General features: G+C 68.7%; 13 protein-coding genes and 1 pseudogene. 8 read left to right on the top strand and 6 right to left on the bottom strand.

Translation table 11 applies throughout. From position 1 onward, the window contains the following. Nucleotides 1–31: 31 nt before the first annotated feature. The 3 genes from ACWDX6_RS10035 to ACWDX6_RS10045 all read right to left on the bottom strand — a co-directional run bounded on the left by ACWDX6_RS10035 (nucleotide 32) and on the right by ACWDX6_RS10045 (nucleotide 1,784). On the bottom strand, nucleotides 32–694 hold the full coding sequence (locus tag ACWDX6_RS10035) for a DUF305 domain-containing protein (protein WP_451484463.1): 663 nt from the start codon (nucleotides 692–694) through the stop codon (nucleotides 32–34). Between the two features lie 112 nt (nucleotides 695–806). Beyond that, nucleotides 807–1,259, bottom strand: a complete 453-nt coding sequence (locus ACWDX6_RS10040; RefSeq protein WP_451484464.1) for a DUF6153 family protein — start codon at nucleotides 1,257–1,259, stop codon at nucleotides 807–809. 180 nt (nucleotides 1,260–1,439) lie between these two features. Beyond that, nucleotides 1,440–1,784 carry a tetratricopeptide repeat protein gene (locus ACWDX6_RS10045; protein WP_451484465.1) on the bottom strand — a complete coding sequence of 115 codons (345 nt, stop codon included), beginning with the start codon at nucleotides 1,782–1,784 and terminating at the stop codon, nucleotides 1,440–1,442. Between the two features lie 140 nt (nucleotides 1,785–1,924). On the opposite strand from ACWDX6_RS10045, the gene ACWDX6_RS10050 reads away from it, so the two are divergent. The 3 genes from ACWDX6_RS10050 (at nucleotide 1,925) to ACWDX6_RS10060 (ending at nucleotide 6,256) form a co-directional block, all read left to right on the top strand. Beyond that, nucleotides 1,925–2,890 (top strand): pirin family protein, encoded by a 966-nt coding sequence (locus tag ACWDX6_RS10050; RefSeq protein WP_451484466.1) that lies wholly within the window; start codon nucleotides 1,925–1,927, stop codon nucleotides 2,888–2,890. A 343-nt stretch (nucleotides 2,891–3,233) separates the two neighbouring features. After that, nucleotides 3,234–4,436: a hypothetical protein gene (locus ACWDX6_RS10055; RefSeq protein ID WP_451484467.1), complete on the top strand. Its 1,203-nt coding sequence runs from the start codon at nucleotides 3,234–3,236 to the stop codon at nucleotides 4,434–4,436. Between the two features lie 683 nt (nucleotides 4,437–5,119). Continuing rightward, entirely contained in the window at nucleotides 5,120–6,256 is a 1,137-nt protein-coding gene (locus tag ACWDX6_RS10060; RefSeq protein WP_451484468.1) for a hypothetical protein, read from the top strand. A 230-nt stretch (nucleotides 6,257–6,486) separates the two neighbouring features. Here ACWDX6_RS10060 and ACWDX6_RS10065 read toward each other — a convergent pair whose 3' ends face one another. Next, nucleotides 6,487–6,813 (bottom strand): hypothetical protein, encoded by a 327-nt coding sequence (locus ACWDX6_RS10065; RefSeq protein WP_451484469.1) that lies wholly within the window; start codon nucleotides 6,811–6,813, stop codon nucleotides 6,487–6,489. Between the two features lie 1,340 nt (nucleotides 6,814–8,153). Here ACWDX6_RS10065 and ACWDX6_RS10070 point away from each other — a divergent pair. Next, a complete protein-coding gene (locus ACWDX6_RS10070) occupies nucleotides 8,154–9,005 on the top strand; it encodes a transporter (RefSeq protein ID WP_451484470.1) in 852 nt (283 codons plus the stop codon). A gap of 148 nt (nucleotides 9,006–9,153) precedes the next feature. Here ACWDX6_RS10070 and ACWDX6_RS10075 read toward each other — a convergent pair whose 3' ends face one another. Continuing rightward, the gene (locus ACWDX6_RS10075) at nucleotides 9,154–9,570 is read right to left on the bottom strand and encodes a PPOX class F420-dependent oxidoreductase (RefSeq protein WP_451484471.1); all 417 of its coding nucleotides are present in this window, start codon (nucleotides 9,568–9,570) and stop codon (nucleotides 9,154–9,156) included. A 136-nt stretch (nucleotides 9,571–9,706) separates the two neighbouring features. Further along, on the bottom strand, nucleotides 9,707–10,039 hold the full coding sequence (locus ACWDX6_RS10080; RefSeq protein WP_451484472.1) for a DUF6087 family protein: 333 nt from the start codon (nucleotides 10,037–10,039) through the stop codon (nucleotides 9,707–9,709). Nucleotides 10,040–10,272: 233 nt separating this feature from the next. On the opposite strand from ACWDX6_RS10080, the gene ACWDX6_RS10085 reads away from it, so the two are divergent. From ACWDX6_RS10085 to ACWDX6_RS10100, 4 genes and pseudogenes are all read left to right on the top strand, one after another. Then, entirely contained in the window at nucleotides 10,273–10,713 is a 441-nt protein-coding gene (locus ACWDX6_RS10085) for a hypothetical protein (RefSeq protein ID WP_451484473.1), read from the top strand. 135 nt (nucleotides 10,714–10,848) lie between these two features. Then, a complete protein-coding gene (locus ACWDX6_RS10090; RefSeq protein WP_199813094.1) occupies nucleotides 10,849–11,019 on the top strand; it encodes a hypothetical protein in 171 nt (56 codons plus the stop codon). A gap of 74 nt (nucleotides 11,020–11,093) precedes the next feature. Next, nucleotides 11,094–12,316 (top strand): annotated as a pseudogene (locus tag ACWDX6_RS10095) (JmjC domain-containing protein). Beyond that, on the top strand, nucleotides 12,298–12,849 hold the full coding sequence (locus ACWDX6_RS10100) for an aldo/keto reductase (RefSeq protein ID WP_451484474.1): 552 nt from the start codon (nucleotides 12,298–12,300) through the stop codon (nucleotides 12,847–12,849). Before ACWDX6_RS10095 ends, ACWDX6_RS10100 begins: the two are co-directional and overlap by 19 nt. Nucleotides 12,850–13,172: the final 323 nt, after the last annotated feature.

Here is a 13,172-nt window from a genome sequence, read left to right on the forward strand (position 1 = left end):
TCACCGCGAGGGACGCCCCCGGGGGCTTCGGTCAGAGCCGTCCGAGGAGGGTCCGCAACTGGGTGACCTCGGCGGACTGCGTACGCACCACGTCGTCGGCCAGCTTCTTCGCCGACTCGTTACGGCCGTCCCTCTGTTCGGTCCTGGCCATCGCGACCGCGCCCTCGTGGTGGGCGATCATCAGCTCGGCGAACTTCCTGTCGAAGGCCTCGCCCTTGGCGGCTGCCAGGTCCTTCATCTCCTGCTCGGACATCATCCCGGACATCTCGTGGCCGCCGCCGTGGCCGTCATGACCGGCGGACTCGGGCTTGCCCCACTGCTTGAGCCAGGCCTTCATCCTCTGGATCTCGGGGTCCTGGGCCTTCTCGATCCGGACGACGAGCTTCTTGATCTCGGGGTCCTGGGCCCGGCCGTCGGCCAGCTTCGCCATCTCCAGGGCCTGCTCGTGGTGCGGGATCATCATCTGGGCGAACGCCACGTCGGCGTCGTTGAACTCACCCGACGCGTCGGCCGTGGCGGGAGCGGATGACGTGGCGGGAGCGGAGGACCTCGCGGGAGCGGAGGTTTCGCCGCCGTGCTCGGTCCCGCTGGACGAATGGCCGTCGGAGCCACAGGCGGAGAGCAGCAGGCCGGCCGCGGTCGCGGCGCCGATGAGGGCGAGCTTCCGGGCGGCGGGGTTCGTCAGGGCACGCATATGGGTCACACCTCGTGTGCTGTCTGTGCGGCGTACGCCCGTGCGTACGCGCGGAAAGGGCCGAAGGGACGCGTCCACGGGCGGCGCGAGGCGCCCGCGGTGGCGATTCGGCCTAGATCCGCAGGATGGACAGCTGGGCGAGGTCGGGGGGCCGGGGCGGCGGGGCGTTCGGCCCGAGGCCCGGTGAGAATCCGGCGATCATCCGGGCGGGCCGGTCGCGACGGCGTCCGAGCGCCGCCCGGACGAGCCCCGCGAGCAGCCAGACGCTGAGGACGGCCACGCAGAGCGTGGTCATGTCCATCGTCATACCGGAGTCGTGCGGCGGGGCGGGCGCGTGGGGCCCGGCGGCGGAGTGGTGTGAGGAGTCCGGCTCATCGGGGCCGGGCGCGTGCGGTCCGGTGGCGGAGACATGTGCCGTCCCGGTCGCACCACTGCTCGGCGACTCCGACGGATGGCCCACCGAGTGCATCACGAAGACGCCGAGCGCGAGCACGACGACGAGCAGCAGGTGCGCCAGGGCGCCTCCCGCTCGCATGCCGCTGTGTCCCAGCCGTTCCGCGCGCACGGTCCGAACCTCCCGGGCCGACCCTACCCAAGCCCGGTGGTGGTTTCGCGCGGGGCGCCACCGGTTTGCCGGATGGGATCGGACGGCCGCCTCGTCGGTCCCTCGCGGGAGGACGTCCCCGCCGGGAGGGCGTCCCCTCGGCTCAGGGGCGGCGCGGCTCCCCGCGTCCGCGCCCGAAGATCACTCCGGCAGCTCCCCGGCCATCGCCGCGGCGAGCCGCAGATGCGGCGCCGCGTCCGCCGCGCGCCCCTGCCGCTCCAGCGTGCGCCCGAGCATGAGCCGGGCGTAGTGCTCCACCGGGTCGCGCTCCAGTACGGCCCGGAGCTCGGTCTCGGCGCGGGAGAGCTGAGCCGAGTGGTAGTAGGCGCGGGCCAGCAGCAGGCGCTGGGCCGTCTGCTCGGGGTGCTCGGAGACCAGGCCCCGCAGGATGCACGCGGCGGGGAGGTACTCCTTCGCCTCGAAGAACAGCCGCGCGCGGTCCCAGCGCTCGGCGGCCGTACCGAACTCGTAGTACGTCTCGCTCATGGGATCTCCTCCACCGGTTTTCCGCTCCGCCACCCCGTGAGGGCGCACTGCCGTCAACAGAACCGAGTGGTTGAACATTCCACTATCATTCTCGTGCGGGCGCACCCGCTCCATGCCCGGACAGGAATAGGTTGAGCGCCATGAGTAATCTTGATCGTCAGGCCGCCCTCAACGTCTGCGGCGGTCGCGGCTTCGTCGTCGCCGAGCCGGTACGGGAACTCCTCAGCCCCCGCCGTGTCCAACTGGGCGAGTCCACCGAGGTCCGTCGTCTGCTGCCCAACCTGGGCCGCCGCATGGTGGGCGCGTGGGCCTTCGTCGATCACTACGGGTTGGACGACATCGCGGACGAGCCCGGCATGCAGGTGCCGCCGCACCCGCACATGGGGCTTCAGACGGTCAGCTGGCTGCACGAGGGCGAGGTGCTGCACCGCGACAGCACCGGCAGCCTCCAGACGATCCGGCCGCGCGAGCTGGGCCTGATGACCTCGGGCCGGGCCATCTCCCACTCCGAGGAGAGCCCCCGGCCCCACGCCCGCTTCCTGCACGGCGCCCAGCTGTGGGTCGCCCTCCCGGACGCCCACCGCCACGTCGAGCCGCACTTCCAGCACCACGCGAACCTTCCGAGGGTCACCGCTCCCGGCATCACGGCCACGGTGATCCTCGGCGAACTCGACGGCGCGACGTCCCCCGGCACGGTCTACAGCCCGCTGATCGGCGCCGACCTGTCCCTGACGGCGGGCGCCGAGGCGAACCTCCCCCTCGAACCCGACTTCGAGTACGCGGTCCTCTCGATGTCGGGCGAGGCCCATGTCGACGGCGTACCCCTGCTGCCGGGCTCGATGCTCTACCTCGGCTGCGGCCGCACGGAACTGCCCCTGCGCGCCGCGTCCGACGCCGGTCTGATGCTCCTGGGCGGTGAGCCGTTCGAGGAGGAGATCGTCATGTGGTGGAACTTCGTGGGCCGCACGGACGAGGAGATCCGCAAGGCACGCGAGGAGTGGATGACCAGCGACCGCTTCGGCGAGGTCAAGGGCTACGACGGCGTTCCCCTCCCGGCCCCGGAGGTCCCGGCGCCCCAGCTGAAGGCCCGGGGGAGGGTGCGCTGACCTGGGGTTTCCTCCTCGCGGCCGATGTCCGAAGCAGGCTTGCCCGGCTGTGCCTCCGACTTTCGGCGTGTCACCGGGAGGGATGGTTTCGCATCCTCTCTCGGTGGCGCAGCCAGCGGGGTGTGCTTTTACGGTGTGCTCGTGTGCGAGCAGGTATGGTCAGCTAAATGCTGACCTTTTGCTGACTTTACTGACGAGTCGTCAGGTGCGTCTCCGGGGCCAGCGTCTTCCTCGCCTGGTAGCCGTACAGGCGGTTTGGCGTGCTTGGTCTCTCTCCCCCCGCGGCGGTGCCGATCATCGTCCCGCCGTGTCCTCAGGGTTGCTGCTTGTGCATCATGAGCGGATGGAGAGCCCAGACGAGTTGCCCATCGTGATGATCACAGCCGATCGTGGTTCGGACGCCCTCGTGTTGGTCAGGTCCGACGGCAAAGAGGCGCGGCTGCCGCTGCCTGGCCCCTTGTTCGAACCGACAAGTCTGCTGTCTCGGGTCTCCTACCCGCCGACCTTCGAAGGCTTGGTTGTGGAGACTCTCAAGGGCGACAGCATCGTATTCGAGCTCCCCCGGCTTGACCGAGCCGACCAGCTGGCCGGACGGCTCATCGTCTATCTGGATCAGAACAAATGGCGCCTCGTAAGCGATGCGATGAAAGGGCAGCAGAGCGGGACGGCGGATGATCGAGTCGCGGCTCTTCGACTTGCGCAGTGGTCAGCGGAGCGCAAGATCATCCTTCCTGCTTCGTCGGGGCACTATTACGAGACGACCAAGTGGTCGAACGCGGAGGGGCGCTACCGTCTAGGTCTGTCCATTCTTCAGGCCAGCAGGGGCTGGCAGTTGCGGGATCCGCTGCAGGTTTGGAGGGATGAACTCCGTCTGATGTTCCGTGCGGAGCTCGGGCAGCCTGAGGTGATGGCGCCGGTCGTGACGTTGGAGCCGAACTCGCTTCATTCCGCCGCGAGAGGCTTCGTTCCTGCCTCGGCGCCGGCGGACTTTCCACCGACGGCAGCGTTCCAGCATGAGGCGCTTGTCTCTGCCGTGAGTCTGATCGACACCATGCTGGACTCGGAAGCTGGGGAGCGCGGTCCTGAGCTTGGCTGGACGGAGGTGAACCAGAAGTTCAGTGACTGGCTGGACATCCAAAGCGGCGATGCTCAGCAGAAGCGCAAGGCGATCGACACATGGCTCCTCAGCGACCTGCGGAACAAGGTGGCCGAGGAATCCTTCGCCGCAGGAATGACGCCGGAGCAACTGAAGGACTGGGGGACAGGCTCTCAGCCCGTCCAGAAGATGAGCTCTCTTCCGGCTCTGGGCCTCTTCCGGGAGATGCTCCATGAACGTCACCTCAATCGTGGCACCACATGGAAGCCGAATGACGTGATCGACATGGTCTATCTCTCCTGCGCGGCCGGTTACGCCGACTTCGTCGTCTGCGAGCGGCAGATGCGCGAGCCACTGGCGCGTGGAACGAAACGGCTTGGGCGTAGCACTCAGGTCTTCCGAAGTCTGGCCGAAGCGGTATTGGCAGTCGAAGCAGCACTTGAAACGTGACTTAAAGCCAGCGATAGCACGCCAGTTTGAGGGGAGTAAACGGTGTCTGTCAGTCCTTGACCCGCGCGGGTGCCTGGGAATCACCGGAGCCCCACCGCAGAACAGGGACTGAGATCGCCGGGTCGGAAGAGCGAGTTGAGCAGGCGATTCGGCGAGCCGTTGACCGCGCTCTTCGCGACTCCGCTCGTGGTGTCGGCCACCATGGCGTCGCTGCCGTGGGCGTGAGCGGCGGACAGATGGGCCGCCAGGCGCAAGGTGGCTCCACCGGCAACGCGCGGGGTGCTGTCGAGGTGTCGCTGAGGGGGTTTGTGGCAGTGTCGTTCGTGCTCCAGGACGAAGTGATGCCAATGCCGGGCGCCCCAAGGACGCCAACCGGGTACTCGCGCGGTGCCGCTGGCCCTCCGGACTGGACCGAGACAGTGCGGGCCGCGGGCGAAGACGCGCATGGCGTGTGGTGCCTCGTGCGTGGCCAAGCCGAGGCAGACGGGACATGTGTTCCGGCGGGACGTAGAGATTTCTTCGGCGATGTGCCAGAGGGAGAGGCCCGTCCTGCGATGGCTGCTGCGCCACGGGGCTGGACCTCCGGTGCCGCGGAGTCCTCGGCCTTTCGTAACACTGCCAGCGATGTCAGCGGGGCCACGTACGGTGTGGCGCATGTGGCCCCGCAGCATGAGGAGAACCACGTGACCGCACCCACCATCACCGAGCCCGGGACGGAGAACGGCCATGTCTCCAGGCCCACTCCGGACGCGGCCCCACCGACCTCGCTGCCGTCACGCCTCGCCCGCCCCTGGAGGTGGTGGCGCCGACGCTTGCAAGCATCGGACGACAAGGTGGTAGCTGACCTGCGCCGAGCCCTGGACGACCTCGGCATCGACCGCCCCATCGCCGCCGGCGTCGAGAGCGCACTCCGCCGCTACAACCGGCACACCGGCTTCTGGTTCACGGTGCGCGGTTCCGTAGGGATTCTCTGGGTGTGGTTCTGGGCTTCCTGGATTCTCGGGATGGCGACGATTGCCGTACAGAAGCTGATCACCAAGGGGCCGGACAAGGCAGACATCCTGATCGCCAAGCTCACGAAGCTCTACGGGACCACGGAGCCGGTCGTCTTCTGGCTTTACATCACCGGCGGGACGATGGTGTTCGCGTTTATGAGCGTCGCATTTATGACGTTCCCGGCGATGATCGGTTTCCCGAAGCTGTTCACCGGCAGCCCGCTGGCACACCGACAGATGGAGCCCAAGGGGGACCGTGCACCCGTCCAGGTGTACACCCCGATCCACCACATCGCCGAGGTGATCAAGCGCTGCGCCGAAGCGGCCACAGCCACCGGAGAGCAGAAGATCTACAAGACGGGCGACATCCCTGCCAAGGCGAGCCCTGCGCTCAGGAACATTCGCAGGGCCTACTACATGCGCGGCATAGTGCCACTCCACACCATGCGTTGGGGGCATCTGCAGAAACACGCCCGCAAGGTCGTCGCGCGAATCCATGAAGTGGAGCACGGCCTCTACAGCGACCCCGATCCGACGCTCACCGAGCTGGCTGACAAGTGGCTGACCATCGCCGAGCGCTATGCGGAGGGGCGCGTCGGCGCGCTGCTCGACGACGACCTGACCGAGGTCGAGCCGGCACGGTCACTGGTGCGCGATCGGCTTCGGGATGTGCTGGCGGTGGTGTTGACGGTCGGCGCCGTGTTCTTCACGGCGTCGCTCGACTTGCCGCAGGCGATCGAGGGCTACGTCATCTCAGCCACGGCGGTGGGCGTCCTGCTCCTGGTGTATGGCTCCGGAGCCATCGTGGACATCCGGCGTCGGTAGCAGCCGCCAACTACACGGTCACCGGCCCGCCGTTCGGCATGCTGCTTGTTGGCGACCACAGCAATCACGCGGCCGGATACTCCGACTTCGATGACCGGGTATGGATCAACACCTATGCCCGCAGCGCCACCGAAGTTCCCCGCCTCATCGTGGTAGGCGCCCTGCCGATCGGCCGTCCCACTCCTTCGGCGCTGCGGCTGCCAGTGAGCTGACAGCCGGAAGGTCAGGGGTCAGGACGGTGTCACTGCGCCGGGGCTCGCCAGCCTCTGTCCAGCCGAGGGAATCGGGTAGCGGTGCACCACGTCAAGAATCACCGCCTCGGCAGAACAGCGGTCGAAGTACTCGCGTCCCCGTATCGGTTTGATCCCTGCCAGGGTGAGCGTCGCTTTCACGTCGCGTTCCAGGTCCGGGGCGACAGTCTCTGGAAGGCCGGCCAAAAGACGCACCACGACCTCGAAGCCATCACGGGCGTGATCGCCGAGCCGGGGGCGCGGATCTCCCGAAGTGATACCGAACTTGATGCGGTTGCTCACCTCGTCAACGACGACATAGAACACGTCCCACGCCCTCCCCGCGCAGGTGCGGCACACCCCTCCCCCTCTCGTCACGTCGTTGGGACGTGGTGCACTTTCGTGCCCCTCCTTGCACCTAATCCGGTGCGGCACGTCGACGCTAAGCCAGGTTGGTTCCAGGACCTCTCCGCCCAATTCGGCCACACGGGCTCGGAACGCTGCCTCGGCTACACGGGGATCCAGCCCTGCGTAGGTGCGGCAGATCCCCTGCCCTTGGGCGATGGCATTGGGCTGGGGTGTATTCTCACGCCCCTCCTTGCAACGGACACAGTGCGGGCGGCTCACACCGAGCCAGGTAGGTTCCAGGACCTCTCCGCCCAATGCGGCTACACGGGCCCGGAATGCAGTTTCGGCTGCACGCGGGTCCTGCCTGCGCAGGTGCGACAGATCCCTTGACCCTGCTGTACGTCGTTGGGGCGCGGTGCACACTCGTGGCCCTTGTTGCAGAGGACGCGGTGGGGGGTCTTGATGCCAAGCCAGGTTGGTTCCAGGACCTCTCCGCCCAATGCGTTCACAGGGGCTCGGAACGCAGTTTCGGCTGCACGCGGATCCCTGCCCGCGCAGACGCGGCAAATTCCCTGCCCACGCAGCACTGTCGCGGGCCAGGGGCTCCCCTCGTGCCCTTCCTTGCAGCGGACACGGTGCGGGCGATTGCTGCCGAGCCACCCGGACTCCAATACCTCGCCACCGAGTTCGGTCACGCGAGCCCTGAATACGTCCCATGCCCGCTGCGACTTGGGTGGAAGCTGCCGTACCGTCCCCATGCTGATCTCCCTGGGATCAGAAGGGGCCCCGGCCGGAATCTCACTCCGGCCGGGGCCGCGTCTACTGGCGGGATGGTAGTAGTCAGCTCCGACAGGACCCGACCTCCACCGTCTTTTCGCTTGCCTCTAGTTGGGCCAAGACCAGGTCGATGATGTGCTCCACCGCGGGGAATGGGTGCCTGGCGCCTGTCGCCTGGGCCGTTCAACGCCGGCTCGCGCCGTCCAGGAAGTACGGCTCGTTCTCTAACCGCCGGCAACTCAGCGCGGAGCGTTCAGAACGGGGTACCGGCCGAGCACCTCCAGTAGGCCACTCCAAACGCCGCTGTGACGAGAGTGGCTCGGAAGTTGAGGTCAGCGACCTACCTGATAGTGCGTTAGGTGCACGGTTCCAAGTCTGTTCCAGGAAGTCCAGATGCCCCTTTTGAGGTACATGACGGTCTTGCCTGATCCCGTGTGGCGGGAGCGTTGTCGGGAAATAATCCCGCAGCCCTGCGGCGTTCTCGCTCGGCGATAGCTGAGTGGGGGTGGCTGGACCTGAAACTGTTCGACACAACGAACGGCGTGACTGAGGTCACGCCGTGGCTGGCTGAGGCTGAGGCCGATGTGCAGGCGCTCGTCGAGAGCGCGATGGAGCCGATGCTCGGCGTCCGCTTCCTGGCGACCGAGTACAGCACCGGCCCCGTCCACGGCGGGTGCATCGACTCGCTCGGGCTGGACGAGAACGGCTCGCCGGTGATCGTCGAGTACAAGCGGGCGACCGACCCCGGTGTCCTGTCGCAGGGCCTGTACTACATGGCGTGGCTGATGGACCGCTGGGACGAGTTCCAGGCCCTGGTCCGCGAGCGCCTCGGGGTGACCCCGGCCTCGGCGGTGCTGTGGAGCGCTCCGCGGCTGATCTGCATCGCCGGCGACTTCACACGCTACGACCTGCACGCGGTGCGCGAGCATCGTCGGTCGATCGACCTGGTCCGGTACCGGCTGTTCGGCGATCACCACATCGCGCTGGAGACGGTCGCTTCGGTCGCCGGCCAGGGGAGGTCGGCCCAGCGGCGTGTCGGTGCGAGCGCCGCGCACGGGCGGACACCCCGACGGCAGGCCGGCGCCATGTCGGAGCTGGCGGCGGTCGTGGACGAGGTCCTGCGTGGGCTGGGGGAGGATGTGACGAAGGTGCCGCGCAAGCAGTACGACGCGTACCAGCGGCTGCGGAACTTCGCCTGCGTCACCGGACGGCAGGACAAGCTCCTCGTCTACCTCAAGGCCGCGCCGGCGGACGTTGGCCTCGTGGAGGGCTTCACCCGGGACGTGACGGGGCTGGGGCACCACGGCACGGGGGACCTGGAGGTCCAGCTGCGCTCGGAGAAGGACGTGGAGCGGGCGCTGGAGTTGTTCCGGCTGTCGTACGCGGCGGCGTAGCGGTCGGCAGGGCGTGGCTGTCTCGGTCTGGGGCCTTTCGACGAAGGATCGGGGAAGTGGCGGTGGTGTCGTCCATCCTCCGAAGGATCCCCGGTTTCCGAAACCGGGGATCCTCGCCTATATTCCGCCCGTCCCGACGCCGGGCGGCTCACCAGCCTGAGGGCTTGGTGGGGCCCAAGACGCGGGTGACGGTGATCTCGATGACGACCCGGTTGGGGTTGACCCGCGGGGTCTTATACCGCTCGGTGTACCGGCGCTCAGCGTCGGCGACGGAGGCGGGGTCGTCCTTGATGACGGCGGTGCCTTCGAGGGTGGACCACCGGCGGCCCTCGGCCTGACTGACGGTGACGCGGGCTTCGGTGCCGGCGGCCAGGGCGGCGCGGATGTTGCGGACTTTCTTGTTGTCGCCGTCGGTGATGACGCGGGCGATCCGCGTCTCGGGGTCGTACGTGACGCCGACAGGGGTGGTGTGCGGGGAGCCGTCGGGCCGAAGGGTGGTCAGGAAGCAGGTTCTGCGTTCCTGCCAGAATGCGTCCCCGTCGGTGGGCAGGGCGTCGGTCTCCAACGGACGGTCTCCTCGGTGCGAGCGGCTTCGGCACGATGGTGCGGGCGCCGGAACGGCGCCGGGCAGTCGCTTCGACCGTAACGCGGAGCGGCCCCAGCCCCGGCGCCGGGTTCCCTCCGTGTGACAGTGGGGAGGATCAGGCCCCGGTGTCGCCGGGCTTCGAGGGTGTGCGGCGGTGCCGGCCACGGCCCTCGCCGAGGGCCGGCCGGTCCCACTCCGGCGGTCGAGCAGGCTCCGGCGGAGGCGGATAGAGCAGCGCCTGCGCTTCGGCCAGATTCGCCACGATCGCGACCGGCACCCAGGCCAGGCCGTCGTACTCCACGATCGCGCGGGGTGCCGATGGAGCGAGGTGGCTGCCCCGAAGCGGGCCATCGACCAAAGGAAGGGCACGACGGCGCCCTCTCCGTTCCGCGAGACGCTCCTCGCGGCGCCGGGCCCAGTCGGCCAGCGGCTCCTCGGGGTCACTCATGCGCGGCATCCTGCCGGACGTTCCCGGTCAGCTCCCACCTTCGGGCCCCGCTTCACCCGGTGGGGTGAACTCCGCCGGAGCGTGCTGGCATGCGGGCCGGGGACTGCTACGGTCGGTGCACCTCTTCGTGAGGTGGGCCCTGCGCAGGCCCGCGTTGCCGGCTCCGCTGGCGCGCTCGGACAAGGTGCACGGCGCCGGCGCATTCAGATGACCTGGATGCTCATGGAGTTGCCGTGCCCGCCCATCACGCCCGCAAGGGTTCCGCTCGCCGCCGTCAGGCCGAAACCGGGGAGTCGTACACCGACGCCGCCAAGGCCCTGCGCCGCGAACGCTACAACCGGCCCGTATTCGACCCCTTGGTGGCCCCTCGATGCGAGGTGGACGACCCGATCCCGGGCCACGACGCCTGGCTGTCGGGGCCGTGCCCCGAGGGATGCCCGACCCGCGAGCGGCCGGATTACCGTGCCTACCTGGAGACCTTGCCGCCCAAGGAACGCCTTCCCCGGCCGGTAGTGCCGAGGGAGCCGTACGAGTGCCCGGGCCCTGCCACCTGTGACGACGGCGACTGCGCCTGCAACCAGGACTACATGGCGCTCTGCCCGGCGTGCGACTACGTGTACGACCTGGAGCTCGACGGCGCCAATACCTGCCCGAACGGCTGCCGCCCGATGTAATCCGGGACGGTCACGGTCCTGGTCGGCGGCAGCGAGGCGGGTTTGCGCCCTGGCGTACATCTGTTCGGGGCGGCATCGTCGCAGGGCACCATCGCGCGTCATCAGCCCCTTCGTCGGAAGTGAGCGAGGACGATCATGGCAAGGCAGGAACATCCCGCGAGCGACGCGGTCCCCGGGCTTCTGATCGCGGTCGAGCACCTGGCCCGGGTGCAGGACCGGTTCGACACCCAGGAGTCTGACCCGACCGGTACGTCCGCCGGCGACGACGGAGAGAACCGCGACGGCCTGAACCACCCAGAGGCGTAGGCCGCCGCTGTTTACCGATCCCGGCCCGCCGCACCGAGCGGCGGGCCCGGCCCGTCGTACGTCCCGGAGGACATGTGCAGCACCAGCTCGTTCAGGCCATCGAGTCCGCACTCGGCTGGGACGGCCCCGCCCCGATGGGCTCCGCCTTCGTCCGAGGCCGGATATCCGACCCCGCTCTCCTGCCACGGCTGTTGACTCCGGCCCGGCTCCTGGACATGGTCATGCGCCGGGGCCTGTCGAACCCCCAGTTCCGCGTGTTCCAGAACGGGCGCGAGCTTCACCCCGGCGAGTACTTCACCGACACCGTCACACGGCGCGGGCAGGGCATCCGCTTCGCGAACATGACCCGCCTCGGTGCCCTGATGGGCGAGGGCTGCACTCTAATCCTCGACGAACTCGACTTCTTCGACCCCACTCTGGAGGCGGCGTGCCGGGCGCTGCAGTGGTGGTCCCACGAGCTCGTCCAGGTGAACGCGTATCTGACGACGCAGGATGCTGCCGGCTTCGCGCTGCACTGGGACGACCACGACGTGGTGATCGTGCAGGTGGCCGGCGAGAAGTCGTGGGAGGTGCGAGGAACGTCGCGGCCGGTACCGATGTACCGGGACGCCGAACCGAACAACATCCCGCCCGAGCAGGCGCTCTGGAAGGGCACCCTTCGGGCGGGGGACGTCATGCACATCCCCCGAGGCCACTGGCACCAGGCGACCCGCACGGACCGCGCAGACGGCTACAGCCTGCACGTGACGTTCGGCTTTGTGAAGCGGACCGGGGTGAACTGGCTGACCTGGCTGACGGACCAGTGCCGCCGCGAAGAGGTTTTCCGCACCGACCTGGACCGCTGGGGCACCGCCGAGGCGCAGGCCGAGCAGACCGCCGCGCTCACCTCCGCGACCGCCCGCCTGGCCGACCGACTCGGGCCCGCCGCCTTCCTTGCCGCCCGGGAGCAGGAACGCCCAGCCGCCCGGCATGTGCAGACCGCTGGCCTGTTCGGCCGCCGGCCGCCGTGGTGTGCGTGACGGAGTTCCCGCCGATCCTCGAGCCTGACGGCGACCACGTCACCGTCACGGCAGCGGGCAAGCGCCTCACCTTCCACGGCAAAGCCCTGCCCGCGCTGCGCCTGTTCCTCTCCGGCGCGCCGGTGGACGTCGACCGGGCGGCCATCGAGACCGGCATCGACGCCGGAGAACTTGCCGACATCCTGATCCGGGAGGGTCTGTGCGCGGAGCTGACCGACGAATTACGCTCGGGCTATACCGGACTGGTCCCACCCGCCCTGTGCTCGAACGCGCCCTAGAAGTCGGCGTCACCGCGGTCGATACGGCCTACAACTACGGCCGGTACGAGGGGCATCGGGCACTCATGACGGCGGCGGGCGACCTACTGGACCGGTTCGAGGTCTCCGCCAAGGTGGGGTACTTCCCCGGCGGTCACGACCTCGCGCCGGCCCGGCTGCGGGCGGCGGTCGCAGAAGCCGGGGAGGTGCTGGGGCGGGTCCCGGACACGGTGTTCGTCCACAACCCGGAGCACGACCCCGACGGCTTGCCCGCCGCATGCGAGGCACTTGCCGCCTGCCAGGCCGACGGGCTGTGCCGGGCCTGGGGAGTCGCCACGTGGAACCCGGCGCCCCTGCTCCGCGTCGCAGCCCTCGCCGAGGTCCGGCCCGGTGTGCTGATGGTGCGGGCCGGACTCGCGGTGCCGGGCCCGGTCCTCGACGCTGCTGAGCAGCTCGGCCTCCGCATGGCCGCCGGAGAGGTCTGGGGTATGGCACCCTTTGCCGGGACCGAAGTCCTGATGAGGCCTGCCAGCTGGCAGGCGCCACCTTCCTGAGGATGGACCCCGCCCACCGCACACCCATTGTGGAGGAGCGAGCCCGCGAGGTTGTAGAGGTTCTCCCGCCGGCGATACGGACAGGCCGGGCGGCACGCGAGCTTCTTGAGATCATCGAACTGCCGCCAGGCCGGATGTGACAGGACGGGTCCTTGTCGGTAAGCCTGTGCGACATGACAATCACGCCGGCCCCTGGTGGGTTCGACGAGTTCGAGATGTACCAGGTACTAAGGGCTGTCCCGTAACTGCGGGAGCATGAGGGCCTGCCCCGGCTTCGCGGACATCAGAGAAAGAGAAGCTCGACGTCTTTCGCGACGCAGAGC

It is taken from the genome of Streptomyces sp. NPDC003027 (genome assembly GCF_053591435.1).

Bases quoted from the DNA above. Each gene is read 5' to 3' on its own strand.
- ACWDX6_RS10050 (WP_451484466.1), top strand. From the start codon at position 1,925: ATGAGTAATCTTGATCGTCAGGCCGCCCTCAACGTCTGCGGCGGTCGC.
- ACWDX6_RS10055 (WP_451484467.1), top strand. From the start codon at position 3,234: ATGGAGAGCCCAGACGAGTTGCCCATCGTGATGATCACAGCCGATCGT.
- ACWDX6_RS10035 (WP_451484463.1), bottom strand. From the start codon at position 694: ATGCGTGCCCTGACGAACCCCGCCGCCCGGAAGCTCGCCCTCATCGGC.
- ACWDX6_RS10090 (WP_199813094.1), top strand. From the start codon at position 10,849: ATGGCAAGGCAGGAACATCCCGCGAGCGACGCGGTCCCCGGGCTTCTG.
- ACWDX6_RS10080 (WP_451484472.1), bottom strand. From the start codon at position 10,039: ATGAGTGACCCCGAGGAGCCGCTGGCCGACTGGGCCCGGCGCCGCGAG.
- ACWDX6_RS10045 (WP_451484465.1), bottom strand. From the start codon at position 1,784: ATGAGCGAGACGTACTACGAGTTCGGTACGGCCGCCGAGCGCTGGGAC.